Below are 26,212 nucleotides of genomic sequence, written 5' to 3'. Positions count from 1 at the left end.
GGTCGTGTCCGTGTTGGAGGAGATGCGGATACGGTCGCTCGGAGTCATCGACGACGCGGTGGTCGAGCTGTCGCCCGGATTCACCGCCGTCACGGGTGAGACGGGCGCGGGCAAGACCATGGTGGTCACGAGCCTCGGGCTGCTGCTCGGCGGGCGCGCCGACCCGGCGCTGGTGCGGATCGGGGCCGAGAAGGCGGTGGTGGAGGGACGGATCACCGTTCCCCCGGACGCGTCGGCCGCCGTACGGGCCGAGGAGGTCGGCGCCGAGCTCGACGACGGCGCGCTGCTCATCAGCCGTACCGTTTCCGCCGAAGGGCGGTCCCGTGCGCACCTCGGGGGGCGCAGCGTCCCCGTGGGGATGCTGGCCGAGCTCGCCGACGAGCTGGTGGCCGTCCACGGGCAGACCGACCAGCAGGGCCTGCTGAAGCTGACCCGGCAGCGCCAGGCGCTCGACCGGTACGCCGGGGACGCCGTCGCGGTGCCGCTCGCCAAGTACGGCGAGGCCTACCGGCGGCTGCGGGCGGTCGCCACCGAGCTGGAGGAGATCGTCACACGCGCGCGTGAGCGCGCCCAGGAGGCCGATCTGCTGCGGTTCGGGCTCGACGAGATCGCCGCGGTCGAACCCCGCGCCGGTGAGGACGTCGAGCTCGCCGAGGAGGCCGAGCGGCTCGGGCACGCCGAGGCGCTGTCGTCGGCCGCCACCGCCGCGCACGCCGCTCTCGCGGGCAATCCGGAGGACCCCGAGGGCATCGACGCGGCGACGCTCGTCGCGGGCGCCCAGCGGGCCCTGGACGCCGTCCGCTCGCACGACCCGGCGCTGTCCGCGCTCGCGGACCGGATCGGGGAGATCGGCATCCTGCTCGGCGACGTCGCCGGGGAGCTCGCCGGTTACGCCGACGACCTGGACGCCGACCCGCTGCGGCTGGCGGCCGTCGAGGAACGGCGGGCCGCGCTGACCGGCCTCACCCGCAAGTACGGCGCGGACGTCGCCGCCGTGCTCGCCTGGGCCGAGGAGAGCGGGCGCCGGCTGACCGAGCTGGACGGCGACGACGAGCGCATCGAGGAGCTGACCGCCGAGCGGGACGCCCTCCGCGCCGAGCTGGGTGGACTCGCCCAGGCCCTGACCGACGCGCGCACGGAGGCCGCGGAGCGGTTCGCGGCGGCCGTGACCGCCGAACTCGCCTCCCTCGCCATGCCGCACGCGCGCGTGTCGTTCGCCATCCGGCAGACCGAGGACCCGGAGGGCGTGGAGGTCGGCGGACGCACCGTCGCCTACGGCCCGTCCGGCGCCGACGAGGTCGAGCTGCTGCTCGCCCCGCACCCCGGGGCGCCGCCGCGTCCGATCGCCAAGGGCGCCTCCGGCGGTGAGCTCTCGCGCGTGATGCTCGCCGTCGAGGTGGTCTTCGCCGGGACCGATCCGGTGCCGACGTATCTCTTCGACGAGGTCGACGCGGGCGTCGGCGGCAAGGCGGCCGTGGAGATCGGCCGCCGGCTCGCCCGGCTGGCCAAGTCCGCCCAGGTGGTCGTCGTGACCCATCTGCCGCAGGTCGCCGCGTTCGCCGACCGGCAGCTGCTCGTGGAGAAGACCAACGACGGGTCCGTCACCCGGTCCGGTGTGAAGGTCCTGGAGGGCGAGGAGCGCATCAAGGAGCTGTCCCGGATGCTCGCCGGCCAGGAGGACTCCGAGACGGCCCGGGCACACGCCGAGGAACTGCTGGAGACGGCCCGCTCGGACGGATAGGGAGTCCGGCGGCGGGGGCGTTGTCAGTGGCGGCACCTAGGCTGGCCGCATGATCGAACGCTCCGGCCGGATCCCCGCCTTCGCCCTCGCCGCGGCCCTCACCCGTGCCGCGGGGAGCGTGCTGCGCGCCATGTCCCCCGGCGGGCCGGGCCTGTGGGAGCGGAAGAACTACGCGGGCCGGACCGTGACGCTGCACGCCGGGCCCGCCTGCGCGCTCGCCGCCGCACTAGGGACCGCGCGCGTCTCGCCCGCCGCCGGGTTCGCCGTGGCCGCGGCCGGGGCGTGCGGGGCGTACGACGACATCGCGGGGGCCGGGGATCCCCGGCGGGGCTTCCGGGCCCATCTGTCGGCCCTGCGGGACGGCGAAGTCACCAGCGGTCTCGTCAAGTTGGCCGGGATATCCGCGGCCGGGCTCGTCACGGGCGCCTTCCTGAAGGAGCGGCCGCTGGACCGGCTGCTCGCGGGCGTGGTGATCGCGGGAGCCGCGCACGCCGTGAACCTGGTCGACGTACGGCCGGGGCGGGCCGCCCTCGGGGTGCTCGCGCTCGGCGCGCCCGGGCTGCTGCGCCCGGGTCCGGGGGCGCGGATGGCCGCCGGTGCCATGGGGGCCGCGGCGGCCGTGCTCCCCGACGACCTGGGGGAGCGGGCGATGATCGGTGACACGGGCGCTCATGCGCTGGGGGCGGCTCTCGGTGCCGCCGTGGCCGCCGGGAACGGCCGGGCGGGGCTGGCGGTCCACGCCGCCGCCGTGGTCGCGGCGGCCGTGTACGGGGACCGGGTGAGCGCGTTCGCTCGCGGGGCGGGCGCGGTCTGAGGCTGCGGTCTGAGGCGGTGTCGGCACCGGGGCGGCTCATGGCGGGGCGCGGTGGTGCGATCGCCGGGAGGAACCGATCCGGCGCGCCGGTTCACGCCGGGTGCCGAAAAGTGCGCCACGCGCGCGTGTTCGTGGACCATGCGCCACTCGCCTCACTCGTGCAGGTGACTCACCACGCCGCGTTGCCCGGCCGCCGCCCTCCCACCGTTCCCTGAACGGCCCTGCGTCCTGGCATCCTTGGCGTAAACATGTCGTACGCGTAGGGATTCAGGCGGTACACCCCCTCCGCCCGATCCATCTGTACGTTCTTCGTGACTGCCCGACCCGAAGCAGGAGACTTGGCCACGTGACCCCCGTGAGCAGCCACTCACCGCACGGCCAGTCGTCGCTGCGCACCGTGCAGGTACTGGGCGGCGGCAACGCCGGCAGTAGCGCGCATGTGCGATCGCTGTCCTCGGGGCTGGTCGCGCGGGGCGTGCGGGTCACCGTATGCGCCCCCCTGGAAGCCGATCACCTCTACGACTTCAAGGGGGCGGGCGCCGAGCATGTGCATGTGGCCCGCAGCAGCGACCCCGCCTCGGTGGCCGCCCTGCGGGCCGCGTGCGCCGACGCCGATCTGGTGCACGCGCACGGGCTGCACGCCTCGTTCCGCAGCGTCCTCGCGCTGAGCGGCCGGCGCATCCCGCTCGTCGTCACCTGGCACGACCGGGCCCACGCCGAGGGCGCCCGGGCCCATCTCGTCCGGCTGCTGGAGCGACGGGTCGTCAGGAACGCGTCCGTCGTGCTCGGCACCACCTCCGCCCTGGTCGACCGGGCCCGCCGTACCGGAGCGCGGGACGCGCGGCTCGCCGCGGTCGCCCTGCCCCGGCCGCGCCGCGCCCCCGAGCAGGACGACCCGGACCGGGTCACCGGCAAGGTCCGCGCCGAACTCGGCTCCACCGGACGGCCGTTGCTGATCGCGGTCGGCGCCCTCGAACGCCACCGCGGGTACGACGTGCTGCTGGACGCCGCACGGGCCTGGCGCGCCCTCGATCCCGCGCCGCTGGTCGTGATCGCGGGGGAGGGGCCGCTGCGGGCCGAGCTCCAGCGGCGGATCGAGGACGAGGCTTTGCCCGTACGCCTCATCGGACGCCGCGACGACGTCACGGACCTGCTCGCCGCCGCCGATGTCGCGCTGCTGCCGAGCCGGTGGGAGGCGCGCTCCGTCCTCGCCCAGGAGGCCCTGCACGCGCGTGTGCCGCTCGTCGCCACCGAGACCGGCGGTGTGCCCGAACTCGTCGGCGACGCCGCCGAACTCGTCCCGTACGGCGACTCCGGAGCCCTCGCCGACGCCGTCGTACGGCTCCTCGGCGATCCCGCGCGGCGGGACCTGCTCAGGGAGCGCGGGGTGCGGCAGGCCGCCACCTGGCCGACCGAGGACGAGACGGTGGCTCAGGTGCTCAGCGTCTACGACGAGTTGACGCAGCCCCGGCCCATGATCTGAGCCCGCCGGCCGTCACGGCACATACCGCCGGGCCCGCAGCGCCAGGCTCAACGCCAGGACCGTCTGCGGGTCGTCGAGATCCGTGCCGAGCAACTCCCCGATCCGGGCGAGGCGGTTGTAGAGCGTCTGCCGGTTCAGATGCAGTTCACGGGCCGTCTCCGCCTTGCGGCCCGCGTGCGCCAGGTACGTCTCCAGGGTCGGCAGCAGGGGCGGCCGGGAGCGGTCGTCGTGCGCGCGGAGCGGGCCGATCGCCCGGTCCACGAACGCCGCCAGACCGGGATGGTCGCGCAGTCGCCACAGCAGCAGGTCGATGTCCAGCCGCCGGGCGTCGTACCAGGGCACGTCCGGCAGCCCATGGGCGGCCGTCGCCGTCTCCGCCGCGTGCCGCAGGGACACCGCGGCCGCCGCCCAGCCGCCCGCCTCCCCGACCACCACGACCGGCGGCGGGGTGCCCGGGCGCAGCATCCCGGCCCGCTCCGCGCCCGCCCGCAGCGCCGCCGCGACCCGATCGGCCACCGCCGGCCGCTCCGACTCCGCGCGCAGCCCCAGCAGCAGCGGCACCCGGCCCTCCACCGGCCGTACGCCCAGCAGCACCGGCACCCCGACCGAGGCCAGCTCCTCGCCGACCGCGCGGGCCAGCACCGCCCAGCCACCGCCGCTCTCCACACCGCCGGGGCGGGACGTGCCGTCGTGCCCGGTCAGTGTGTCGCCGAGCCGCATCACCACCGGCAGCAGCGGACCGGACCCCGGCTTGAAGCCCAGCACCCGGGCCTGCGCCGGGGCGTCCTCCGGGCCGACCCGGCCCTCCGCGAGGTCGGTCAGGAAGTCGCCGCGCCCCCGGGCGGCCAGCTCCTCCTCCTGGCGGGCCTGCATCAGCACCACGGCCAGGATGCCCGCGGCCCGCTCGGCGGCGATCCGGTGCACCGGCGCCAGTGGCCCGCGCACCGGGAGCAGGGCCAGCCGGGCCCGCACCGAGCCCGTGCCCGCGCCACCGCCGGGGACGTCCACGAGCACCGACCCGGCGGGCGGCGGCGCCTCCTTGTGCTGGCCGCGCAGCCCCTCCCACACCTGGAGCGGATCCGTGCCCTCGGGCCCGGCGCCCGCTGCGTACAGCAGCCTGCCGTCCGGTGTCTCCAGGAAGACCGGGTTCCCGGCGAAGTCGGCCAGGATGGCGAGGACCTGCGGCACCCCGCCCCCGCCCAGGAGCGCCTCCGTGCACCGGCGGTGCACCTCCTCCGCCCGCTGCAGCAGCGCGTAGTGCCCGTTGACGATCTCGGTGTGGATCTCCTCGGTGACCGTGACGAACGGCACCTCACGGTGCAGCTGGACCAGCGGCAGCCCCGCCGCGCGCGCCGTGTCGACCAGTGCGGCGGGCAGCCGGGTGAAGCGCGCGCCCAACTCCACCACCAGGGCGGCGATGCCCCGGTCGGCCAGGGTGCGCACGAACGCCCGCTGCTCGGCGGGCCGGGTGCCCAGGCCGTAGCCGGTCGTCAGCAGCAGCTCGCCGCCCTTGAGCAGTGAGGCGATGTTGGGCACCTCGCCCGCGTGGACCCAGCGCACCGTGCGCCCCAGCCGGTCGCCGCCCGCGAGGACCTCGGGCAGCCCGCTGCGCAGTCCGGGCAGCTCCAGGGCCCGGCGCACGGTGATCCCGGCGCTGTGGGTGTCGAACGCGCTGTCCCTGCGGCTGTCCATAGCCGGACGCTACCCGCGGGCACGCCCCCGCGGCACATCCGCACCCACGGCGACCGGTCCGCCCGTCACGCGGGCGCGATGTTGTGGTTGAACCGGAACACGTTGTCCGGGTCGTAGCGGCGCTTGAGCGCGGCGAGCCGCCGGGTGTTCTCGGCGCCCAGCCCGGCCTCCACGCGGTTCGCGCCCTCGTCCCCGATGAAGTTGAGGTAGACGGCCCCCGTGCTGTACGGCCGTGCGCCGGCGCGCACGTCCCGCACCCACTGGACACAGCGCTCGTCGTCCGCCGGGTCCTCCCAGATCGCGAACGGGTGCACCGCCCAGGGCGCGTCCCGGTACGGCACCGGGTACTCGTGCGGGCCCGCCGCGATCGCCCCGCCCTGCGGGAACAGCACATGGATGGTGCCGCCCGGCGGCAGGGCCTCGCCGCCCGCGCAGAACACGTCCAGATACTCGTCGGGGGCGGCCGTCAGAAACTCGGCGGACCAGTAGTTCCGCATCCCCGGCGGATCGTCGATCATGCACTGGACGTCGGCGTACGGCATCGCGCCCACGAGCTCCGACTCGTGGGGCAGTGCCAGCAGCGGCTCGGCCAGCTTGCGCAGATCCTCCTCGGGCCCGGCGTACGTGAGCAGCGCCGCGCACAGCAGCGAGCCCACCAGGTGCGGCGGCACGAACTCCTCGGGCGGACCGGCGAGATACAGCACGCCTCCGCTCGCCTCGTCCGGGCCGGTGTGGATCAGCTCGCGGTAGGTGCGGGCCACCTCGCGGCCGCGCTCCGGCGGATACAGCAGCAGCGCGATCGAGAAGTCGGGCAGGGGGTGGAGCTTCAGGGTCAGCGCGGTCGCGACGCCGAAGTTGCCGCCTCCGCCGTGCAGACCCCAGAACAGCTCCGGGTTCTCGTCGGCGCTCGCGTGGACCCGCTCGCCGTCGGCGGTGACGAGTTCCACGCCGAGCAGATTGTCGACGGCCAGCCCGAAGCGGCGGTCCAGCCAGCCGGTGCCGCCGCCGAGGACGAAGCCGCCGACCCCGGTGGTGGAGGCCCGGCCGCCCGTCGTCGCCAGGCCGTACGGCTGACAGGCCCGGTCCAGGTCGCTCATCGTGGCGCCGCCCGCGATCCGGACCGCCTCGGCGGCGGGGTCCACGGAGACCGCGCGCATGTGCCGCAGATCGATGACGAGTCCGTTGTCGTTGACGGCCGAGCCGGCGACGCTGTGCCCGCCGCCGCGTACCGCGATGTTCAGGTCGAGGTCCCTGCCGAACCGCACGGCCCGCAGCACGTCGTCCTCGTTCACACACTGGGCGATGACGGCGGGCCGCTTGTCGATCATGGCGTTGAAGACGGTGCGAGCCTCGTCGTAGCCCGCGTCCGAAGGGGCGAACACGTCGCCGACCAGTTCCTCGCGCAACGCGGCGAGGGCCGCGCCCGCCTTCGATGGGGAGGCCATGAGGCGCCCCCTTCCCTGCAGAGGGCTGATGGTCCCAGCTTAGGCAGGCCGCGGCCGTCCTTCCTGTTCAGCCGCCGTACGCCCCCGACGCCGTCAGACGCAGCGCGGTGTCGATCAGCGGGACGTGGCTGAAGGCCTGCGGGAAGTTGCCGACCTGGCGCTGGCGGACCGGGTCCCACTCCTCGGCGAGCAGACCGAGGTCGTTGCGCAGCGACAGCAGCTTCTCGAACAGCTTGCGGGCCTCGTCGACGCGGCCGATCATCGCCAGGTCGTCCGCCAGCCAGAACGAGCAGGCCAGGAAGGCGCCCTCGTCACCGGGGAGACCGTCGACGCCCTCGTCCTCGCCCTCCGTGGGGTAGCGCAGGATGAAGCCGTCCGACGTGGACAGCTCGCGCTGGATCGCCTCGACGGTGCCGATGACCCGCTTGTCGTCCGGCGGCAGAAAGCCCACCTGCGGGATCAGCAGCAGCGAGGCGTCCAGCTCCTTCGAGCCGTACGACTGCGTGAACGTGTTGCGCTCCTTGTCGTAGCCCTTCTCGCACACGTCCCGGTGGATCTCGTCGCGCAGCTCCTTCCAGCGCTCCAGCGGGCCGTCCGCGTCACCGGACTCGATGAGCTTGATCGTCCGGTCCACGGCGACCCAGGCCATCACCTTGGAGTGCACGAAGTGGCGGCGCGGGCCGCGCACCTCCCAGATGCCCTCGTCCGGCTCGTCCCAGTGGTCCTCGAGGTAGCGGATCAGCTTCAGCTGGAGCAGGGAGGCGTAGTCGTTGCGGGCGAGACCCGTCATGTGCGCCAGGTGCAGCGCCTCGGTGACCTCGCCGTACACGTCGAGCTGGAGCTGGTGCGCCGCGCCGTTGCCGACCCGCACCGGGGCGGAGTTCTCGTAGCCCGGCAGCCAGTCCAGCTCGGCCTCGCCGAGCTCGCGCTCACCGGCGATGCCGTACATGATCTGCAGGTTCTCCGGGTCGCCCGCGACCGCCCTGAGCAGCCACTCGCGCCAGGCGCGGGCCTCCTCGCGGTAGCCGGTGCGCAGCAGCGACGACAGGGTGATCGCCGCGTCCCGCAGCCAGGTGTACCGGTAGTCCCAGTTGCGGACGCCGCCGATGTCCTCGGGCAGGGAGGTCGTCGGCGCGGCGACGATGCCGCCGGTCGGGGCGTACGTCAGGGCCTTGAGGGTGATCAGGGAGCGGATGACCGCCTCCCGGTAGGGCCCGTGGTACGTACAGTGCTCGACCCACTCGCGCCAGAAGTCCTCCGTGGCCTCCAGCGACTGCTCCGGCTCGGGCAGGGCCGGCGGCTGCTTGTGCGAGGGCTCCCAGGAGATCGTGAACGCGATCCGCTCGCCCGGCGAGACCGTGAAGTCCGAGTACGTGGTCAGCGACTTGCCGTAGGTCTCGGCGTCCGTGTCGAACCACACGGAGTCCGGGCCGGCGACCGCGACCGTGCGCCCCTCGTGCTTGTGCACCCACGGCACCACCCGGCCGTACGAGAACCGCATCCGCAGGGTCGAGCGCATCGGCACCCGGCCGGAGACGCCCTCCACGATCCGGATGAGCTGGGGCGCGCCGTCACGCGGGGGCATGAAGTCGATCACCCGGACGGTGCCGCGCGGGGTGTCCCACTCGGACTCCAGGATCAGGGAGTCGCCCCGGTAGCCGCGCCGGGCCGCCGTGGGCGGCTCGGACTCCGCGGCGTGCGCCGGCCCGAGCCGCCAGAAGCCGTGCTCCTCGGTGCCCAGCAGGCCGGCGAAGATGGCGTGCGAGTCGAAGCGGGGCAGGCACAGCCAGTCGACTGTGCCGTCCCGGCAGACCAGCGCGGCGGTCTGCATGTCTCCGATGAGTGCGTAGTCTTCGATGCGCCCGGCCACGTGCAACTCCAGTCGAACGGCCACGTCACCCCCTCTTCCGTACTCACTCGTACGACAAGGGGGCTCTCGCTAGTGCGGTCAAGGGGTGGTTGTAAATCGGGGTTGAGCGGTGAAGCAAAGCAGTCGCTCCGGCCGTGAGGCAAAACGGCGGGCACTGCTCGACGATCTCTGCTCAACGAACTGACGAGCTCTCGTTGTTCCGGTGCTTACGGGCGAGGGGTGGTGCCGTGTTGCCGGCCGGGCTCGGCAGCGAATGTCCGAGCAGGATACGACGCACGTAGATGATCTGCGTGCCGCTCCGGGCAACCCGGGTCGGCCGAACGGGTGAGCAATGGGTGACCGGCCGGTGGGGGCCCGGTGAAGTGTGCTCATGCGTGCCGGAGCGTACGCGGAGCGTGGCCGGAAGCCATCGGTCCCGGTCGCTGATACCCTGGTAGCCCGTGGACCGGTGGGCGTGAAGACCCCGAACCGCACTTCAAGATCGCGACCACGGGAGCCCCCTCTTGGCCATGCCGCCCGCTGCTTTCCGAACCAACGCAGCCACGACGACCAAGCACATCTTCGTCACCGGGGGTGTCGCCTCCTCGCTCGGCAAGGGCCTGACGGCCTCCAGCCTCGGCATGCTCCTGAAGGCGCGCGGTCTTCGCGTCGTCATGCAGAAGCTCGACCCGTACCTCAATGTCGACCCTGGCACGATGAACCCTTTCCAGCACGGTGAGGTGTTCGTCACCAACGACGGCGCCGAGACCGACCTGGACATCGGCCACTACGAGCGCTTCCTCGACCGTGACCTGGACGGATCGGCCAACGTCACCACCGGCCAGGTCTACTCCACGGTGATCGCCAAGGAGCGGCGCGGCGAGTACCTCGGCGACACCGTCCAGGTCATCCCGCACATCACCAACGAGATCAAGCACCGCATCCGCCGGATGGCGACCGACGAGGTCGACGTCGTCATCACGGAGGTCGGCGGCACGGTCGGGGACATCGAGTCGCTGCCGTTCCTGGAGACCGTCCGCCAGGTTCGCCACGAGGTCGGCCGTGACAACGTCTTCGTCGTCCACATCTCGCTCCTGCCGTACATCGGTCCCTCGGGGGAGCTGAAGACGAAGCCGACCCAGCACTCGGTCGCGGCCCTGCGCAACATCGGTATCCAGCCAGACGCGATCGTGCTGCGCTGCGACCGTGAGGTCCCCACCGCGATCAAGCGGAAGATCTCGCTGATGTGCGACGTCGACGAGGCGGCCGTGGTGGCCTGCCCCGACGCGCGGTCCATCTACGACATCCCGAAGACCGTGCACGGCGAGGGCCTGGACGCGTACGTCGTCCGAAAGCTCGACCTGCCGTTCCGCGACGTGGACTGGACGACCTGGGACGATCTGCTCGACCGCGTCCACAACCCGGACCACGAGGTCACCCTCGCGCTGGTCGGCAAGTACATCGACCTGCCCGACGCCTATCTCTCGGTCACCGAGGCGCTGCGCGCGGGCGGCTTCGCCAACAAGGCCCGCGTCAAGATCAAGTGGGTCACCTCCGACGACTGCAAGACGCCGGCCGGTGCCGCCGCCCAGCTCGGTGACGTCGACGGCATCTGCATCCCCGGCGGCTTCGGCGAGCGCGGGGTGAACGGCAAGGTCGGCGCGATCAAGTACGCCCGCGAGAACAGGATCCCGCTGCTGGGCCTGTGCCTGGGCCTGCAGTGCATCGTGGTCGAGGCGGCCCGCAACCTGGCCGACATCTCCGACGCCAACTCCACCGAGTTCGACCCGGCCACCTCCCACCCGGTCATCTCCACGATGGCCGAGCAGATGGACATCGTCGCCGGCGACGGCGACATGGGCGGCACGATGCGGCTCGGCATGTACCCGGCCAAGCTGGCCGAGGGCTCCATCGTGCGCGAGGTGTACGACGGCAAGGAGTACGTGGAGGAGCGGCACCGTCACCGGTACGAGGTGAACAACGCCTACCGGGCCGAGCTGGAGAAGAAGGCGGGCATCCTGTTCTCCGGCACCTCGCCCGACGGCAAGCTCGTCGAGTACGTGGAGTACCCGCGCGAGACGCACCCCTACCTGGTGGCCACGCAGGCCCACCCGGAGCTGCGGTCGCGCCCGACGCGCCCGCACCCCCTGTTCGCCGGGCTGGTGAAGGCCGCGGTCGAGCGGAAGATTTCGAAGTAACACGAGAGTTGTACGGTGGCCGGGGCGCAAACCTTCAACGGTGGGCGCCCCGGTTTTCCTTTGCGCACGTGGAAGGGCAGGGCATGACGATCAAGGACACCCCCGAGGAGTGGGAGGTCCGGGCGACCGCGACCCCCTTCGTGGGCAACAAGACCTCCGTCCGCACGGACGACGTGGTCATGCCGGACGGCTCGGTGGTGCGGCGCGACTACCAGGTCCACCCCGGCTCGGTCGCCGTGCTCGCCCTGGACGACGAGGGCCGCGTCCTGCTCATCAAGCAGTACCGCCACCCCGTCCGCCACAAGCTGTGGGAGATCCCGGCCGGCCTGCTCGACGTCCCCGGCGAGAACCCGCTGCACGCCGCCCAGCGCGAGCTGTACGAGGAGGCGCACGTCAAGGCGGAGGACTGGCGGGTCCTGACCGACGTCTACACCACCCCGGGCGGCTGCGACGAGGCCGTACGGATCTTCCTCGCCCGAGAGCTGTCCGAGGCGGAGGGCGAGCGGTTCCTGGTGGAGGACGAGGAGGCCGACATGGAGCACGCGCGTGTGCCGGTCGACGACCTGGTCCGGCGCGTCCTCGCGGGGGACGTGCACAACAACTGCCTCGTCGTGGGGGTGCTGTCGCTGGCGGCCGCGCGCGCCGGCGACGGGCTCGACGCGCTGCGCCCGGCGGAGGCGCCCTGGCCCGCGCGGCCCTTCACGTCCTGAGGAGCACCCACTCCTCCTGACGGAGCCTCCCTCGGCGGTGTGAAGATCGGCTGATCCGATCGGGGGATGTCCCCGTCGTGCCCGCCGCACTCCGCCCGGAACGTACCAGAGCGTCAACTAGGCTCTGAGCACGCCCGAACCGGAGTCCCGGCGGGCTTGCGCGTGCGTGGGACGGGAGTGTGGCCCGTGACGGACCAGGTGGTGGACACAGGCGGCGTGCGGACGTCGGCCCGGACCCCCGACGGCAGTCATTTCCTGGGCCGCACACGCGAGTTGAAGGAGCTGCGCGCCGACATCGAGCGCGCCGGCCTCGACACCCTCTCCGGCCGCAAGGCGCCCCGCGCGCGCGTGCTGCTCATCGCCGGACGCCCCGGCTCCGGCCGTACGGCACTCGCCGAGGAACTGGCCCGCCAGGTCGGCGACCGCTACCCCGACGGGGTGCTCCGCGCCCGGCTCAGCGAACCCGACGGCACCCCCGTCCCCGTCGCGCGCACCGCCCGCGACCTGCTCACCGACCTCGACGTGCCCGCCCCGCCCGGGGCCGCAGAGGACGACCTGTCGGCCGCCCTGCGCGAGGCGCTGGCGGAGCGCCGGGCCCTGCTGCTGCTCGACGACGCCGCCGACGCCGAGCAGGTCGACGCCCTGCTGCCGGACACCCCCGAGTGCCTGGCCGTCGTCGTCTCCGGCGGGCCGCTGACCGGCATCTCGGACGTCAGACCCTGCACGCTCGGCGGCCTCGACACCAAGTCGGCCGTGGAACTGCTCACCCGGCTCTCCGGGGCCGTGCGCATCACCGTCGACCCGAGGGCCGCCGAAGGGCTCGTGGAGGTGTGCCAGGGGCAGCCCGCCGCGCTGACGCTGGCCGGCGGCTGGCTCGCCGCCCGCCCCAAGTCCGCCGTCTCCGACCTGGCCAAACAGCTGCGGACCGAGGGCGAGGAGGGCACGGCGCTCGGCCGGCTGCTGCGCCTCGTCCACGCCTCGCTGCCCGCCCCCGCCGCCCGCATGCTCCGCCTGCTGACGCTCGCCCCCGCGGGCCTGGTCGATCCGCACGGCGCCTCCGCCCTCGCCGGCTGCTCGGTGGACGGAGCCCACACCACCCTGGACGACCTGGCCGCCCTCGGCCTGCTGCACCGCCTCGACTCACCGCTGCCGCAGTACCGGGTCCCTGGATGTCTGCACCCGCTCCTGAAGGCCCTCAGCGAGACCCAGGACCGCCCCGCCGAGGTCCAGCTCGCCCGCGCCCGCATGCTGGAGCGGACCGTACGGCTGCTGCAGTCCTGCCGGGCCATCACCGAGACCGACAGCCCCGCGACCCGGCAGAAGCTCCTCGGCGTGCCCCGCGCGCTGCGTTTCCCGAACCCCAGGGCGGCCGCCGACTGGCTGCGGCTGCGCCGGCCCGCCCTGCTGGCGTCCGCCCGGGCCGCCGTCGCCGACGGGGAGCTGGACACCCTCGCCCGCCGGCTGATGTCGCAGCTGGTCAGGGCGATGGCCGCGCACTTCGGGACCCAGGCCGCCGCCGGGGACCTGTACGAGATCCACGGCCTCGTCCTGGACGTGGCCGAGCGCAGGAACCTGCCCCGGGAGAAGGCGGCGGCCCTGCTGAACCTCGGCGACCTGGACGCCCGTACGGGGCGGACCCGGGAGGCGCTGACGCGGTTCCGGGCCGCGCTGGACGCCGGACGCGAGGCGGACGACCCGTACGCGACCGGCCGCGCGATGGAATCCGTCGGCGGCGCCCATCTGGAGCTCGGGGACTACGACCGGGCCGCCGACTGGTACGGCCGGGCCCTCGCCCAGCGGCTGGCCCGCGGGGAGCGCGCCGAGACCGCCCGGCTGTACGGCAGGACCGCCGAGGCGCACACCTACGCGGGCCGGTACGGCGAGGCCCAGCGCAACTGGCGGGCCGCGGTCGCCGTGCACCGCAAGAACGGCGACGTCGCAGGTCACGCGCGCGCCCTGAGCGAGCTGGCCCGGGTCCAGGAGTACGCGGGACGGCCCGAGGAATCGCTGCGCACCTGCCAGGAGGCGATCGAGTGGGCGCGCCGCGCGGAGGACGTACGGCTGCAGGGCGCGCTGTATCTGCGGCTCGCCGACACCCTGGACCGGCTGGGCGATCCCGCGGCCGCTGAGCTGCACCGGGGCGCCGCGCGGCGGATCCTGATGGAGGAGACCGATGCGGCCGAGACGGCCGGGCCCGGGACCGCCTCCATGACCGGTCCGGGGACCGGTTCCGGGGCCGGTGACAAGGCCATCGAGCCGGAACACGGCGGCAACGCCTGCGAAATCCGTAGCGCATCGAACGAAGATTGATGCAATGAAAGGCTAGACAGCGGGAACACCTTCATTAGACTGGCTCTGCCGCACCTTCTCCTGCGGTGTCTCCCGGTATGCCGCTGCATGCCTGGGATGTGTAGCAATGTTCCACACCCCCTGAGCCAAGGACCGTGATCGACGTGAAGGTCGGCATCCCCCGCGAGGTCAAGAACAACGAGTTCCGGGTGGCCATCACCCCCGCCGGCGTGCTCGAGCTGGTGCGCAACGGCCACCAGGTCGTCATCGAGCAGGGCGCCGGCCTCGGCTCGTCGATCCCGGACAGCGAGTACGTCGCCGCGGGCGCCCAGATCCTGCCCACCGCGGACGAGGTGTGGGCCACCGCCGACCTGCTGCTGAAGGTCAAGGAGCCCATCGCCGAGGAGTACCACCGCCTCCGCAAGGACCAGACGCTCTTCACCTACCTGCACCTGGCCGCGTCCAAGGAGTGCACGGACGCCCTCATCGAGTCCGGCACCACCGCGATCGCCTACGAGACGGTCGAGCTGCCCACCCGCGCGCTGCCGCTGCTCGCCCCCATGTCCGAGGTCGCGGGCCGCCTCGCCCCGCAGGTCGGCGCCTACCACCTGATGCGCGCCAACGGCGGCCGCGGTGTGCTGCCCGGCGGTGTCCCCGGCGTGCTCGCCGGCCGTGCCGTGGTCATCGGCGGCGGTGTCTCCGGCTGGAACGCCGCGCAGATCGCCATCGGCATGGGCTTCCACGTGACCCTGCTCGACAAGGACATCAACAAGCTGCGCGAGGCCGACAAGATCTTCGGCACGAAGATCCAGACGGTCGTCTCCAACGCCTTCGAGCTGGAGAAGGCCTGCCTGGAGGCCGACCTCGTCATCGGTGCCGTCCTCATCCCCGGTGCCAAGGCCCCGAAGCTGGTCACCAACGAGCTGGTCTCCCGGATGAAGGCCGGAAGTGTCCTTGTCGACATCGCGATCGACCAGGGCGGCTGCTTCGAGGACTCCCGTCCGACCACGCACGCCGAGCCGACCTTCCCGGTGCACAACTCGGTCTTCTACTGCGTCGCGAACATGCCCGGCGCGGTGCCCAACACCTCCACCTACGCGCTCACCAACGCCACGCTGCCGTACATCGTCGAGCTGGCCAACAAGGGCTGGGTCGAGGCGCTTCGTCGCGACCCCGCGCTGGCCAAGGGCCTCAACACGCATGACGGCAAGGTCGTTTACCGCGAGGTCGCCGAGGCGCACGGCCTGGAGCACGTGGAGCTGGAGTCGCTCCTCGGCTGAGCCGGACCGGCAAGTCACTTTCTGGTAAAGGCGATACGTCAACACAGGTCGTCAACCGCGCGCATCCAGCCGGACCTTGCTCGAAAAGGTCCGGCTGGATGTGTGTATGGTCACTTTGCGACGCTCGGTCAACTCGCCTCGAACGCAACCCTTCGACCGATTCGTACACCGGTGAAACCTGCTGTGCGACGGCCGTACGCCCTTGACAGCGCGATGTTTCATTGTCGACACATCTGCCCGGTCCGGTGGATTGTGTTGCTGCGGACCGCCGACACGCCATAGAGTCGCCAACCGTCGGCATGGTGCCACGCTGACCTGTCTAGAAGTTTCCTGGTCACCAAGGAGGTAAGACGACTTGTGAATGAGTCGACATTTTCTCCCGGGGGTGGTCAACCAGGAATGCCTGTACGGGGCCAGGGTCCCGCGGGATTCGAGGCTGTCGGCTCCGTCGCTGTCCGAACCTTCGCAGCCCACCAGAGCCAGACCAGCCCCCACACGGCTCTGACAGCAAACAAGAGCATGGATGGCCATCACGTGAACGCCATGGCCGGCGACGGAAGTGGCGCGCCCCGCAACCACTTCGCCGACTACGACGAACTGCCCGAAGGGCACTTCTACGACCCCGACGCGGAGTACGAGCCCGACCCCGAGTACGCGGCCACGCTCGCGCCCGACGCTGCCCGGCAGCGCCGCGAGCGCATCGGCCCGACCGGACGTCCGCTGCCGTACTTCCCGATCCCGGGTCCGCTGACCGACCACGGTCCCGCGAAGATCATCGCGATGTGCAACCAGAAGGGCGGCGTCGGCAAGACGACGTCGACCATCAACCTGGGTGCCGCACTCGCCGAATACGGTCGCCGCGTGCTGCTCGTGGACTTCGACCCGCAGGGCGCGCTGTCGGTCGGACTCGGCGTGAACCCGATGGAACTCGACCTCACGGTCTACAACCTGCTCATGGAGCGGGGCATGTCGGCCGACGAGGTCCTGCTGAAGACCGCGGTCCCCAACATGGACCTGCTGCCCAGCAACATCGACCTGTCCGCCGCCGAGGTCCAGCTCGTCAGCGAGGTCGCCCGGGAGTCCACGCTCCAGCGCGCCCTCAAGCCGCTGATGGACGACTACGACTTCATCGTCATCGACTGCCAGCCCTCGCTCGGCCTGCTCACGGTCAACGCCCTGACGGCCGCGCACAAGGTGATCGTGCCGCTGGAGTGCGAGTTCTTCGCGCTGCGCGGTGTGGCGCTGCTGACCGAGACGATCGAGAAGGTCCAGGAGCGGCTGAACCCGGAGCTGGAGCTCGACGGGATCCTCGCCACGATGTACGACTCGCGCACGGTCCACAGCCGTGAGGTCCTGGCGCGGGTGGTCGAGGCGTTCGACGACCACGTCTACCACACGGTCATCGGACGCACGGTCCGCTTCCCGGAGACCACGGTCGCCGGTGAGCCGATCACCACGTACGCCTCCAACTCCGTCGGTGCCGCCGCCTATCGCCAGCTCGCCAGGGAGGTGCTCGCCCGGTGTCACGCCGAGTGAGTCTGCCGGGGGCCGACGAACTGTTCCGCACGACAGGGGGTATGGCGCTCCAGCCGTCCACTCCCCGGCGCCCGGCCAACGGCGAGGCCCGGGTGCCGGCTCCCGCGGGGGAGAGCGACGCCGCGGCCGCCGAGGACGCTCCGCAGTCGGTGCCCGCACAGGGCGGCGACGGCGAGGGCGCCGAGCATGTGGCGGCCGACACCGAGCAGGCCGAGGCGGGGGAGTCCCGCAGCCGGTCCGCCTCCGGTGAGCGCTCCGCACGGCGCCAGGGGGCGCAGGAAGGTTCTGCCGGGTCCGCCGCGGCGGGCGGTGCCGCCGCCGGCGGGTCGCGCAAGCGGGGGCGGGCCGCCGCACGCCGGCCCAGCGGCCGCGAGCGGCACGACGAGAAGATCACCGTCTACGTCTCCGCCGAGGAGCTCATGGATCTGGAGCACGCGCGTCTGGTGCTCCGCGGTGAGCACGGGCTCGCCGTCGACCGCGGGCGGATCGTCCGCGAGGCGGTCGCCGTGGTCCTGGCCGATCTGGAGACCCGGGGCGACGCCAGCATCCTCGTACGACGGCTCCGCGGGCGGTAGCGGTAGCCTGCGGGGGCCATGACCTCGAACGACGTTCCCGCCCCGCGCGCCGGCGCCCCCGCCGGCCGCCGGCGCGCGCTGGGCCGGGGACCGGGGGCGGCGCCGGTGGCTCCGCCGGAACCCGAACCGGCACCGGAGCCGCCACCGGCACCGGGTCGCGCGCCCGTCGAGCCGGAACCGGACCCGCGACCGGCACCGGACCGCGTGGCTGCCGAGCCGGCACCGGACACGGGTGTCCCCGAGACCCCGGCGGCCGTCTCACCGCCGGCGCTTGATCCCGAGCCCGAGGCGACGGTCGCCGAACCCGCACCTGAGGCCCGCGCCCCGCAGGGTGACGCCGAGGCCGACACGGACGGTGTCTTCAAGGTCCGGCTCGCCAACTTCGAGGGCCCCTTCGATCTCCTCCTCCAGCTGATCTCCAAGCACAAGCTGGACGTCACCGAGGTCGCCCTGTCCAAGGTCACGGACGAGTTCATGGCGCACATCCGGGCCATGGGACCGGACTGGGACCTGGACGAGACGACCGAGTTCCTGGTGGTCGCCGCCACCCTTCTCGACCTCAAGGCGGCCCGGCTGCTCCCGGCCGCCGAGGTGGAGGACGAGGCCGACCTGGCGCTCCTGGAGGCGCGGGACCTGCTGTTCGCACGGCTCCTGCAGTACCGCGCGTACAAGCAGATCGCCGACATCTTCAACGCCCGGCTCGACGACGAGGCGCGCCGCTACCCCCGTACCGTCGGCCTCGAACCGCACCACGCCGAGCTGCTTCCCGAGGTCGTCATCAGCATCGGGGCGGAAGGATTCGCCAGGCTCGCGGTGAAGGCGATGCAGCCCAAGCCCAAGCCCCAGGTCTACGTCGAGCACATCCACGCCCCGCTGGTCAGCGTGCAGGAGCAGGCCGGGATCGTCGTCGCCCGGCTCAAGGAGCGCGGCGAGGCCAGCTTCCAGGAGCTCGTGGCGGACACCGACGACACCCTCACGGTCGTGGCGCGCTTCCTGGCGCTGCTCGAGCTGTACCGAGAGAAGGCCGTGGCCCTCGACCAGGAGACGGCGCTCGGCGACCTCCTGGTGCGCTGGACCGGCGGGGACGGGGACGCGCAGCCGAGGGTGACCGACGAGTTCGACCGGCCGCCGGAGGCGCCCGAGCAGGAGGAGAAGAAGGCGTGAGCGAGAGCACCGGGCTGCCCGCCGGGACGCGTGCCGTCGCGGACCTGGACCTCAAGCCCGCCCTGGAGGCCATGCTCATGGTCGTGGACGAGCCCGCGGCCGAGGAGCACCTCGCCAAGCTGCTGGAGCGGCCGCGGCGGCAGATCGCGGACGCGCTGCGGGAGCTCGCCGACGAGTACGCCCTGCAGGGGCGCGGCTTCGAGCTGCGGTTCGTCGCGGGCGGCTGGCGTTTCTACACCCGGCCCGAGTACGCGGCCGCCGTCGAGCGCCTGGTCCTGGACGGGCAGACGGCCCGGCTCACCCAGGCCGCGCTGGAGACCCTCGCGGTGGTCGCGTACCGCCAGCCGGTCAGCCGCAGCCGGGTCTCGGCAGTGCGCGGAGTGAACTGCGACGGCGTGATGCGGACCCTGCTGCAGCGCGGGCTGGTCGAGGAGGCGGGCGCGGAACCCGAAACAGGTGCGATCCTGTACAGGACGACGAACTACTTCCTGGAGCGGATGGGCCTGCGCGGCCTGGACGAGCTCCCGGAGCTCGCGCCCTTCCTCCCCGAGGCGGAGGCGATCGAGGCCGAGACACTGGAAGCGGTCCCGTCGTTCGATCCGGACGCCCCGGATTCCGAGGACGCAGACGACAAGACGGAACTTTGATGCGAAGCAGCAGCGGCAAAAACAGCAGCGGAAACAACGGCGGGAGCCGTGGTGGCAACAGCGGCGGCCGCGGCGGGAGCGGCGGTGGTCGCGGTAACCACCGCGGCGCCGGCAACAACCGCGACGACCGGCAGGGCGGTCGTCCCAAGAAGCCGCGCCCGGAGGAGCGGCGCTACGACGTAGGCCCGGGCGCCACCCAGGAGGGCCCCAAGTCGGGCCGTGGGCCGACGGCCCGCGGAGGCGCCAAGGGCGGGCCGAAGAAGCCCCTGCAGCGGGGCCGCTCGGTCCCGGCCACGTCCCGCGAGTACGAGGCGCGCGCCGAGGAGCGCAACCGCGAGCGGTATGCGGGCAAGAAGGACGTCAAGCTGCCCAAGACGTTCCCGGGCGCCGAGCAGGAGGGCGAGCGGCTGCAGAAGGTGCTGGCGCGCGCCGGCTACGGCTCGCGGCGCTCCTGCGAGGAGCTGATCGAGCAGGCACGGGTCGAGGTCAACGGCGAGATCGTCCTCGAGCAGGGCCTGCGCGTGGACCCCGAGAAGGACGAGATCAAGGTCGACGGGCTGACCGTCGCCACGCAGTCGTACCAGTTCTTCTCGCTCAACAAGCCCGCCGGTGTCGTCTCCACGATGGAGGACCCCGAGGGCCGTCAGTGCCTCGGCGACTACGTCACCAACCGGGAGACCCGGCTCTTCCACGTCGGGCGGCTCGACACCGAGACCGAGGGCGTGATCCTGCTCACCAACCACGGCGAGCTGGCGCACCGCCTCACCCACCCCAAGTACGGCGTGCGCAAGACGTACCTCGCGCACATCGTCGGCCCGATCCCGCGCGATCTGGGCAAGCAGCTCAAGGACGGCATCCAGCTGGAGGACGGCTACGCGCGCGCCGACCACTTCCGGGTCGTCGAGCAGACCGGCAAGAACTACCTGGTCGAGGTCACCCTCCACGAGGGCCGCAAGCACATCGTGCGCCGCATGCTGGCCGAGGCCGGGTTCCCGGTCGACAAGCTGGTTCGGGTCGCCTTCGGGCCGATCACCCTCGGAGACCAGAAGTCCGGCTGGCTGCGCCGGCTGTCGAACACCGAGGTCGGCATGCTGATGAAGGAAGTCGATCTGTAGGTCGATCTGTAAGTCGACTTGTGCGCACGCGGGCGTGCGTACCGCCGGCCGGTTCGGGGACTCCCGGGCCGGCCGGCGTGTTTTCCGCGCCCAGCGCGTCTGTGGCGGCCCGGGAGGGAGTGAAGTCCCCTGAGGGCGCGTGAGGCCTCGGAGGGCCCCAGAGGGGCGCCTGAGGGCCGTGGCGGGTGCCTTGCGGCGGATCGGTGAGCTCCCGGGGGTTGTGGAATCGCGTACAGAGCCTTTATGGTCAGAGTGACTAATAGTCGCGCTGACCATTAAGGGGGTGGCCGGGTATGCCCGGACCCACGGTGCCCGACGGGTACGACCGGCACGCGTACGAACCCTTCGCCGTCACCGCCGACCTCGCGGTCCTCACCCTCCGCGGCGGCGCCCTGCACGTGCTGCTCGTCGAGCGCGGACAGGAGCCGTACCGGGGCCACTGGGCCCTGCCCGGCGGCTTCGTGCAGCCCGACGAGTCCGCCGAGACCGCCGCCCGGCGCGAACTCGCCGAGGAGACCGGCCTGTCGGACGTCCGCGGTCTGCACCTCGAGCAGCTGCGCACCTACAGCGAGCCGGACCGCGACCCCCGGATGCGGGTCGTCACCGTCGCCTTCACCGCCCTGCTGCCCGACCCGCCCGAACCGCACGGCGGCAGCGACGCCGCACAGGCCCGCTGGGTGCCGTACGACCGGGCCCGGCCGCTCGCCTTCGACCACGACCGGATCCTGGCCGACGCCCACGAACGGATCTGCGCCCAGCTGGAGAACTCCGGTCTCGCCACCGCCTTCTGTCCGCCCGAGTTCACGCTCGGCGAGCTCCAGCAGGTCTACGAGGCGGTGTGGGGCACCTCCCTGGACCGGCCCAACTTCCGGCGCAAGGTGCTCGGCACGCCCGGCTTCGTCGAGCCCGTCCCCGGCGCGGCCCGGCTCACCGGCGGCCGCGGCAAACCGGCCGCGCTGTACCGCGCCGGCGCCGCCGCCACGCTCCACCCGCCCCTGCTCAGGCCCACCCCGGACACCCCGGAAGGACGTCCCGCATGACCGCCACCACCGTCCGCAAGCGCGCCGCCACCGGCTCCCTGCTCGGCCTCGCCCTCGGGGACGCCCTCGGTTTTCCCACGGAGTTCAACGGCGTGCCGTCGATCCTCGCCAAGTGCGGGCCGTGGCGCGAGATGGCGCTGCCGAAGCCGGCGATCGTCACCGACGACACCCAGATGACCCTGGCCCTGGGGAAGGGGCTGCGGACGGCGATGGACCGGGGCCTGCTCGGCCCCAAGCGGCTGGAGCGGCCCGTGCGCGAGGAGTTCGTGGACTGGTACCGGTCGCCGGAGAACAACCGGGCGCCCGGCCGAACCTGCCTGGTCGCCTGCAACCTGCTCAAGGACGAGCGCCGGCCCTGGCAGGACGCCTCCCAGATCGGCTCCAAGGGCTGCGGCGCCAACATGCGCGTCGCCCCCCTCGGTCTCGTCCCCGGGCTCGACGAGGAACAGCGCGCCGGCGCCGCCCAGTTGCAGTCCGGGCTCACCCACGGGCACCCCACCGCGCTCGCCGCGTCCGACCTCACCGCGCACGCCGTGCACCTCCTCGCGCGCGGCGCCGACCCGGCCGGGCTGGTCGGGCTGCTGCGGTCGTACGCCTACGACAACCGCACCCGCTACCACGAGCGCTGGCTAGGTGACCTGTGGACCCGCTCCCAGGACCCCTCGCCCGAGCACTTCATCGCACGCGGCTGGGACGAGTGCCTGGCCGTGCTGGAGCGGCTCCAGGAGGCCGTCCGGTCCGTGTCGCCGGAGACCGACCCGTGCCTGGCCACCGGCGAGGGCTGGATCGCCGAGGAGGCCCTGGCCACCGGGCTGCTGTGCTTCCTGTGGTTCGTCGACGAGCCGCTGACCGCGCTGCGCCGGGCCGCCTGCACCGCGGGGGACTCGGACTCGATCGCCTGCCTGGCCGGCGCGTTCGCGGGCGCCCACCTCGGCGCCGACGCCTGGCCGGCCGACTGGGCCGACCGCATCGAGTACCGGGGCGACCTGCTCGCCCTCGGAGCGCTCTGGGACGCTTGACCGATGCTCGACGCCCTCGCCCTCGACCTCACGCCGGTCGTCGCCGAACAGCCCGACCCCGTGCTGTTCGCGACCGTCTCCGGCGCCCATCTGTACGGCTTCCCGTCGCGCGACTCGGACGTCGACCTGCGCGGGGTGCACCTGCTGCCGGCCGCCGACCTCGTCGGGCTGCGGGAGCCGGACGAGACCCGGTCCCGGATGTGGGTGCGCGACGGCGTCGAGATGGACCTGGTCACCCACGACCTGCGGAAGTTCGTACGGCTCATGCTGCGCCGCAACGGCTATGTGCTGGAGCAGCTGCTCTCCCCGCTCGTCGTGCACACCACGGACGCCCACCGCGAGCTGGCCGGGCTCGCGCCGGGCGTGCTGACCACCCACCACGCCCACCACTACCGGGGGTTCGCGGCCACCCAGTGGCGGCTGTTCGAGCGGACCGGGGAGCTCAAGCCGCTGCTCTACGCGTTCCGCGCGCTGCTCACCGGCATCCATCTGATGCGCGGCGGCGGGATCGAGGCGCATCTGCCCACCCTGCTGGAAGCGGTCGGCGCGCCCGCCTATCTGCCCGAGCTGATCGCGGCGAAGGCCGAGCGGGAGCACGGGGACGCCGGTGGCGAGCACGCGCGCGTGGCGGCCGACGTGGAGCGTCTGCACGCCGTGCTCGACGAGGCGCAGGCGGTCTCAGCGCTGCCCGACGCCCCGAGCGTCCACGACGCCCTGCACGCCTTCGTCGTCCGCATACGGCTGGAGGGCTGAGGCGCGCCGGACCCGGACCAGGAAGTCCTCCACCCGGCGGCGGTCCGGCTCGGCCGGCAGCGGAGTGCGGTGCAGCGCCTCCTCCGCCTCCGCGGCGAGGCGGGTCATCCGGGCCTCCACCTCCGGCCACGGCACCTCGCCGTGTTTGACCTCCAGCAGGGACGCGCGCGCGTAGCCCACGTCGAGCGTCATCCGGCCGGTGCGCAGCAGGTCGCGGGCGCTTCCCAGGAGGCGCAGCAGATGCATGGCGTGCTTCCAGCGCGGGGTGCCGTGGGCGCGCAGGCCCGCCTCCAGCTTTCTGCGCTGGCCGAGGGCGTACCGCGTGAACGTGTCGTACACCTGCCGGGACAGGAACGCCTCGCGCAGGGCGAGCAGTTCGTGCCCGGTGGTGTCGGCGTACTCGACGAGCGGGGAGTGCAGGCACTCCAGGATGTTCGGGTTGGCGCGCAGGGCCAGCTCGCAGAAGCGTTCCAGCTCCCAGCCGAACTGCTCGGGCAGCGGTCCCTCGACATGGGCCGGGGGCTTCTCGAAGCGCCAGAACAGGGCGGTGGGGGCGAGATACACGCCCCGCCGGTCGGTGTCGCTGCCGTCCGTGGCCAGGCCGAAGGCGCGCGACCCCATGACACAGGCGTAGATCGTGTGGTCGCGGACCAGGGTCTCGGGGCGCATGCCCGGCAGCGTACGGGCCCGGTCACACCAGGCGGATCGAATTTCCCTCCACCACGATGTTCTTCGTCGGCAGCGGCCGGGTGGCCGGCGGGTTCGCCACCGCACCGTCCGTGATCTTGAACTTGCTGCCGTGGCACGGGCAGTTGATCGTGCCGTCCGAGACGGTGGAGACCAGGCACTGCTGATGCGTGCAGATCGCGGAGAACGCCTTGAACTGGCCTTCCTCCGGCTGGGTCACCACCACCTTCTCGTCGGAGAAGATCTTGCCGCCGCCCACCGGGACGTCGTCGGTCGTGGTGAGCTCCTGGCCGGGGGTCCCGCCCGAGCGGCCGGGGGAGACGCTCGTCGACGAGTCGCCGTCGCCGGAGTCGCCGCAGCCGACGGCGAGTGCCGCGGCGCCCGCCGTGCCCGTCGCGATGAGGAGGTCGCGTCGCGTCGGACGGTTGGTCATGTCGTCACTCCGGGGGTGTGCGCGAGGGGGGAAGAGGCCGTGGGCGACCCGCTCCGGACGGAGCAGCAGCATCTTCGCACCCGAAGCGCCCAAGGAGTGGTAATTCAGGAACAAGGCGATAAACCGAGCATTCGCCCGGTCCGGGCGGTGTCTCACCGTACGGGCGCGGTGCGTGGGCCGCGTACGGCCTGACTAGGCTGGACCGGCACGAGACGATCGGTACGTCGACGAGGAGCAGCGCCGTGGCGGTACGAGCGGTCCGGGGGGCCGTCCAGCTGGAGCGGGACGAGCCCGGCCACATGGACGAGCGGGTCGGAGCCCTGCTCACCGCCATCCTCGAGCGCAACGACCTCACCGCCGACGACCTGATCAGCGTCTGGTTCACGGCCACACCCGATCTGCACAGCGACTTCCCCGCGGCCGCCGCCCGCAAGCTCGGCATCGTGGACGTCCCGCTGATCTGCGCCCAGGAACTCGACATCGAGGGCGCCATGCCCCGGGTCGTCCGGGTCCTCGCGCACATCGAGTCCGACCGGCCCCGCGCCGACATCGCGCACGTCTACCTCGGTGCCGCGGCCGCCCTGCGCAAGGACATCGCCCAGTGAGAACCGCACTCGTCATCGGCACCGGACTCATCGGCACCTCCGCCGCCCTCGCCCTGTCCCAGCGGGGCGTCGCCGTCCACCTCACCGACCGCGACCCCGAGCAGGCCCGTACGGCCGCCGCGCTCGGCGCCGGCACCGACGGGACGCCCGACGGCCCCGTCGACCTCGCGATCGTCGCCGCGCCGCCCGCCCATGTCGCCGGGGTCCTCGCCGACGCGATGCGCCGGGGTGTGGCCCGGGGGTACGTCGACGTCGCCAGCGTCAAGGGCGGACCCCGCCGCGACCTGGAGGCGCTGGGCCTCGACCTGTCCGCCTACATCGGCACCCACCCGATGTCCGGCCGTGAGAAGTCCGGCCCGCTGGCCGCCACCGGCGACCTCTTCGAGGGCCGCCCCTGGGTGCTCACCCCGACCCGCGACACCGACACCGAGGTGCTGAACCTCGCACTCGAACTGGTCTCGCACTGCCGCGCCGTCCCGGTCGTCATGGACGCCGACGCCCACGACCGCGCCGTCGCGCTGGTCTCCCACATGCCGCACCTGATGTCCAGCATGGTCGCCGCCCGCCTGGAGGGCGCCGAGGAGGCGGCCGTACGGCTGTGCGGCCAGGGCGTACGGGACGTGACCAGGATCGCGGCCTCCGACCCCCGGATGTGGATCGACATCCTCTCCGCCAACCCGGGACCGGTCGCCGACCTGCTCACGGACGTCGCCGCCGACCTGGAGGAGACCGTCCGGGCGCTGCGGGCTCTGCAGTCCTCCGACGAGGACAAGCGGCTCCAGGGCGTCTCCGGCATCGAGGACGTGCTGCGCCGCGGGAACGCCGGCCAGGTGCGGGTCCCCGGCAAGCACGGCACCGCCCCGCGGGTCTACGACGTCGTGGCCGTGCTCATCGACGACCAGCCCGGACAGCTCGCGCGGATCTTCGCGGACGCCGACCGCGCCGGCGTCAACATCGAGGACGTCCGCATCGAGCACGCCACCGGGCAGCAGGCCGGTCTGGTCCAGCTCATGGTGGAGCCCAAGGCGGCCCCGGTGCTCACGGCGGCCCTGCGGGAGCGGGGCTGGGCGATCCGGCAGTAGCGGGCGCCCCCCCGTAGCCGTCCGCCCGGTCCGGGCGCGGCCGGACGAGTGACGC

At 72.8% G+C, this 26,212-nt stretch carries 22 protein-coding genes; 17 read left to right on the top strand and 5 right to left on the bottom strand.

The features are described from left to right. Positions 1 to 22: 22 nt before the first annotated feature. The 3 genes from recN to DC008_RS07070 all read left to right on the top strand — a co-directional run bounded on the left by recN (position 23) and on the right by DC008_RS07070 (position 4,038). Positions 23 to 1,741, top strand: coding sequence for a DNA repair protein RecN (gene recN, locus DC008_RS07080; RefSeq protein WP_108706207.1), 1,719 nt, complete (start codon positions 23 to 25; stop codon positions 1,739 to 1,741). A 49-nt stretch (positions 1,742 to 1,790) separates the two neighbouring features. Further along, positions 1,791 to 2,555: a hypothetical protein gene (locus DC008_RS07075; RefSeq protein WP_108706206.1), complete on the top strand. Its 765-nt coding sequence runs from the start codon at positions 1,791 to 1,793 to the stop codon at positions 2,553 to 2,555. Between the two features lie 346 nt (positions 2,556 to 2,901). Beyond that, on the top strand, positions 2,902 to 4,038 hold the full coding sequence (locus DC008_RS07070; protein WP_108706205.1) for a glycosyltransferase family 4 protein: 1,137 nt from the start codon (positions 2,902 to 2,904) through the stop codon (positions 4,036 to 4,038). 12 nt (positions 4,039 to 4,050) lie between these two features. On the opposite strand, the gene DC008_RS07065 is transcribed toward DC008_RS07070, so the two are convergent. From DC008_RS07065 to DC008_RS07055, 3 genes are all read right to left on the bottom strand, one after another. Next, positions 4,051 to 5,730, bottom strand: a complete 1,680-nt coding sequence (locus tag DC008_RS07065; RefSeq protein ID WP_108706204.1) for a PucR family transcriptional regulator — start codon at positions 5,728 to 5,730, stop codon at positions 4,051 to 4,053. 65 nt (positions 5,731 to 5,795) lie between these two features. Beyond that, positions 5,796 to 7,175, bottom strand: coding sequence for an FAD-binding oxidoreductase (locus DC008_RS07060; protein ID WP_108706203.1), 1,380 nt, complete (start codon positions 7,173 to 7,175; stop codon positions 5,796 to 5,798). A gap of 67 nt (positions 7,176 to 7,242) precedes the next feature. Beyond that, the gene (locus tag DC008_RS07055; RefSeq protein WP_108706202.1) at positions 7,243 to 9,045 is read right to left on the bottom strand and encodes a glycoside hydrolase family 15 protein; all 1,803 of its coding nucleotides are present in this window, start codon (positions 9,043 to 9,045) and stop codon (positions 7,243 to 7,245) included. Between the two features lie 509 nt (positions 9,046 to 9,554). On the opposite strand from DC008_RS07055, the gene DC008_RS07045 reads away from it, so the two are divergent. The 12 genes from DC008_RS07045 to DC008_RS06990 all read left to right on the top strand — a co-directional run bounded on the left by DC008_RS07045 (position 9,555) and on the right by DC008_RS06990 (position 23,350). Continuing rightward, a complete protein-coding gene (locus DC008_RS07045) occupies positions 9,555 to 11,222 on the top strand; it encodes a CTP synthase (protein ID WP_108706200.1) in 1,668 nt (555 codons plus the stop codon). 83 nt (positions 11,223 to 11,305) lie between these two features. Beyond that, positions 11,306 to 11,932, top strand: coding sequence for an NUDIX domain-containing protein (locus DC008_RS07040; protein WP_108706199.1), 627 nt, complete (start codon positions 11,306 to 11,308; stop codon positions 11,930 to 11,932). Between the two features lie 186 nt (positions 11,933 to 12,118). After that, complete coding sequence (locus tag DC008_RS07035; RefSeq protein WP_108706198.1) at positions 12,119 to 14,242, top strand: tetratricopeptide repeat protein; 2,124 nt, start codon at positions 12,119 to 12,121, stop codon at positions 14,240 to 14,242. A gap of 134 nt (positions 14,243 to 14,376) precedes the next feature. Next, positions 14,377 to 15,501 carry an alanine dehydrogenase gene (ald, locus tag DC008_RS07030; RefSeq protein ID WP_164492270.1) on the top strand — a complete coding sequence of 375 codons (1,125 nt, stop codon included), beginning with the start codon at positions 14,377 to 14,379 and terminating at the stop codon, positions 15,499 to 15,501. 399 nt (positions 15,502 to 15,900) lie between these two features. Beyond that, positions 15,901 to 17,037 carry a ParA family protein gene (locus DC008_RS07025; RefSeq protein ID WP_079033693.1) on the top strand — a complete coding sequence of 379 codons (1,137 nt, stop codon included), beginning with the start codon at positions 15,901 to 15,903 and terminating at the stop codon, positions 17,035 to 17,037. After that, complete coding sequence (locus DC008_RS07020) at positions 17,022 to 17,612, top strand: hypothetical protein (RefSeq protein WP_108706197.1); 591 nt, start codon at positions 17,022 to 17,024, stop codon at positions 17,610 to 17,612. The genes DC008_RS07025 and DC008_RS07020 overlap by 16 nt, the downstream gene beginning before the upstream one ends. Before the next feature lie 18 nt (positions 17,613 to 17,630). Next, on the top strand, positions 17,631 to 18,776 hold the full coding sequence (locus DC008_RS07015; protein ID WP_208645821.1) for a segregation and condensation protein A: 1,146 nt from the start codon (positions 17,631 to 17,633) through the stop codon (positions 18,774 to 18,776). Beyond that, positions 18,773 to 19,423: an SMC-Scp complex subunit ScpB gene (gene scpB / locus DC008_RS07010; RefSeq protein ID WP_108706196.1), complete on the top strand. Its 651-nt coding sequence runs from the start codon at positions 18,773 to 18,775 to the stop codon at positions 19,421 to 19,423. Before DC008_RS07015 ends, scpB begins: the two co-directional genes overlap by 4 nt. Further along, positions 19,423 to 20,538: a pseudouridine synthase gene (locus DC008_RS07005; protein ID WP_055622749.1), complete on the top strand. Its 1,116-nt coding sequence runs from the start codon at positions 19,423 to 19,425 to the stop codon at positions 20,536 to 20,538. Before scpB ends, DC008_RS07005 begins: the two co-directional genes overlap by 1 nt. Before the next feature lie 293 nt (positions 20,539 to 20,831). Next, positions 20,832 to 21,578: an NUDIX hydrolase gene (locus tag DC008_RS07000; RefSeq protein ID WP_108706195.1), complete on the top strand. Its 747-nt coding sequence runs from the start codon at positions 20,832 to 20,834 to the stop codon at positions 21,576 to 21,578. Continuing rightward, complete coding sequence (locus DC008_RS06995) at positions 21,575 to 22,597, top strand: ADP-ribosylglycohydrolase family protein (RefSeq protein ID WP_108706194.1); 1,023 nt, start codon at positions 21,575 to 21,577, stop codon at positions 22,595 to 22,597. Before DC008_RS07000 ends, DC008_RS06995 begins: the two co-directional genes overlap by 4 nt. Positions 22,598 to 22,600: 3 nt before the next feature. Further along, the gene (locus DC008_RS06990; protein WP_108706193.1) at positions 22,601 to 23,350 is read left to right on the top strand and encodes a nucleotidyltransferase domain-containing protein; all 750 of its coding nucleotides are present in this window, start codon (positions 22,601 to 22,603) and stop codon (positions 23,348 to 23,350) included. Here DC008_RS06990 and DC008_RS06985 read toward each other — a convergent pair. Together DC008_RS06985 and DC008_RS06980 are read right to left on the bottom strand one after the other, a co-directional pair. Continuing rightward, positions 23,276 to 24,019, bottom strand: a complete 744-nt coding sequence (locus tag DC008_RS06985) for a nucleotidyltransferase domain-containing protein (RefSeq protein WP_108706192.1) — start codon at positions 24,017 to 24,019, stop codon at positions 23,276 to 23,278. The two genes, DC008_RS06990 and DC008_RS06985, sit on opposite strands and share 75 nt — an antisense overlap. A 22-nt stretch (positions 24,020 to 24,041) precedes the next feature. Further along, positions 24,042 to 24,470: a Rieske (2Fe-2S) protein gene (locus DC008_RS06980; RefSeq protein ID WP_108706191.1), complete on the bottom strand. Its 429-nt coding sequence runs from the start codon at positions 24,468 to 24,470 to the stop codon at positions 24,042 to 24,044. A 242-nt stretch (positions 24,471 to 24,712) separates the two neighbouring features. On the opposite strand from DC008_RS06980, the gene aroH reads away from it, so the two are divergent. Then, positions 24,713 to 25,075, top strand: coding sequence for a chorismate mutase (aroH, locus tag DC008_RS06975; protein ID WP_055622755.1), 363 nt, complete (start codon positions 24,713 to 24,715; stop codon positions 25,073 to 25,075). Beyond that, positions 25,072 to 26,157, top strand: coding sequence for a prephenate dehydrogenase (locus DC008_RS06970; RefSeq protein WP_108706190.1), 1,086 nt, complete (start codon positions 25,072 to 25,074; stop codon positions 26,155 to 26,157). The genes aroH and DC008_RS06970 overlap by 4 nt, the downstream gene beginning before the upstream one ends. The last annotated feature ends 55 nt before the right edge of the window (positions 26,158 to 26,212 follow it).

Source organism: Streptomyces nigra (assembly GCF_003074055.1).
Taxonomy (GTDB): Bacteria; Actinomycetota; Actinomycetes; order Streptomycetales; family Streptomycetaceae; genus Streptomyces; species Streptomyces nigra.
The sequence above is the reverse complement of the archived record's forward strand: the minus strand, read 5'-3'. Positions and strand labels throughout refer to the sequence as shown.

Excerpts from the sequence above, each read along its gene's own strand:
- DC008_RS07060 (WP_108706203.1), bottom strand. The coding sequence starts at position 7,175 with ATGGCCTCCCCATCGAAGGCGGGCGCGGCCCTCGCCGCGTTGCGCGAG.
- DC008_RS06985 (WP_108706192.1), bottom strand. The coding sequence starts at position 24,019 with ATGCGCCCCGAGACCCTGGTCCGCGACCACACGATCTACGCCTGTGTC.
- DC008_RS07075 (WP_108706206.1), top strand. The coding sequence starts at position 1,791 with ATGATCGAACGCTCCGGCCGGATCCCCGCCTTCGCCCTCGCCGCGGCC.
- DC008_RS07000 (WP_108706195.1), top strand. The coding sequence starts at position 20,832 with ATGCCCGGACCCACGGTGCCCGACGGGTACGACCGGCACGCGTACGAA.
- DC008_RS06980 (WP_108706191.1), bottom strand. The coding sequence starts at position 24,470 with ATGACCAACCGTCCGACGCGACGCGACCTCCTCATCGCGACGGGCACG.
- recN (WP_108706207.1), top strand. The coding sequence starts at position 23 with ATGCGGATACGGTCGCTCGGAGTCATCGACGACGCGGTGGTCGAGCTG.
- DC008_RS07045 (WP_108706200.1), top strand. The coding sequence starts at position 9,555 with ATGCCGCCCGCTGCTTTCCGAACCAACGCAGCCACGACGACCAAGCAC.
- DC008_RS07025 (WP_079033693.1), top strand. The coding sequence starts at position 15,901 with ATGCCTGTACGGGGCCAGGGTCCCGCGGGATTCGAGGCTGTCGGCTCC.
- DC008_RS06995 (WP_108706194.1), top strand. The coding sequence starts at position 21,575 with ATGACCGCCACCACCGTCCGCAAGCGCGCCGCCACCGGCTCCCTGCTC.
- DC008_RS06990 (WP_108706193.1), top strand. The coding sequence starts at position 22,601 with ATGCTCGACGCCCTCGCCCTCGACCTCACGCCGGTCGTCGCCGAACAG.
- DC008_RS07015 (WP_208645821.1), top strand. The coding sequence starts at position 17,631 with ATGACCTCGAACGACGTTCCCGCCCCGCGCGCCGGCGCCCCCGCCGGC.
- DC008_RS07065 (WP_108706204.1), bottom strand. The coding sequence starts at position 5,730 with ATGGACAGCCGCAGGGACAGCGCGTTCGACACCCACAGCGCCGGGATC.
- DC008_RS07005 (WP_055622749.1), top strand. The coding sequence starts at position 19,423 with ATGCGAAGCAGCAGCGGCAAAAACAGCAGCGGAAACAACGGCGGGAGC.
- DC008_RS07040 (WP_108706199.1), top strand. The coding sequence starts at position 11,306 with ATGACGATCAAGGACACCCCCGAGGAGTGGGAGGTCCGGGCGACCGCG.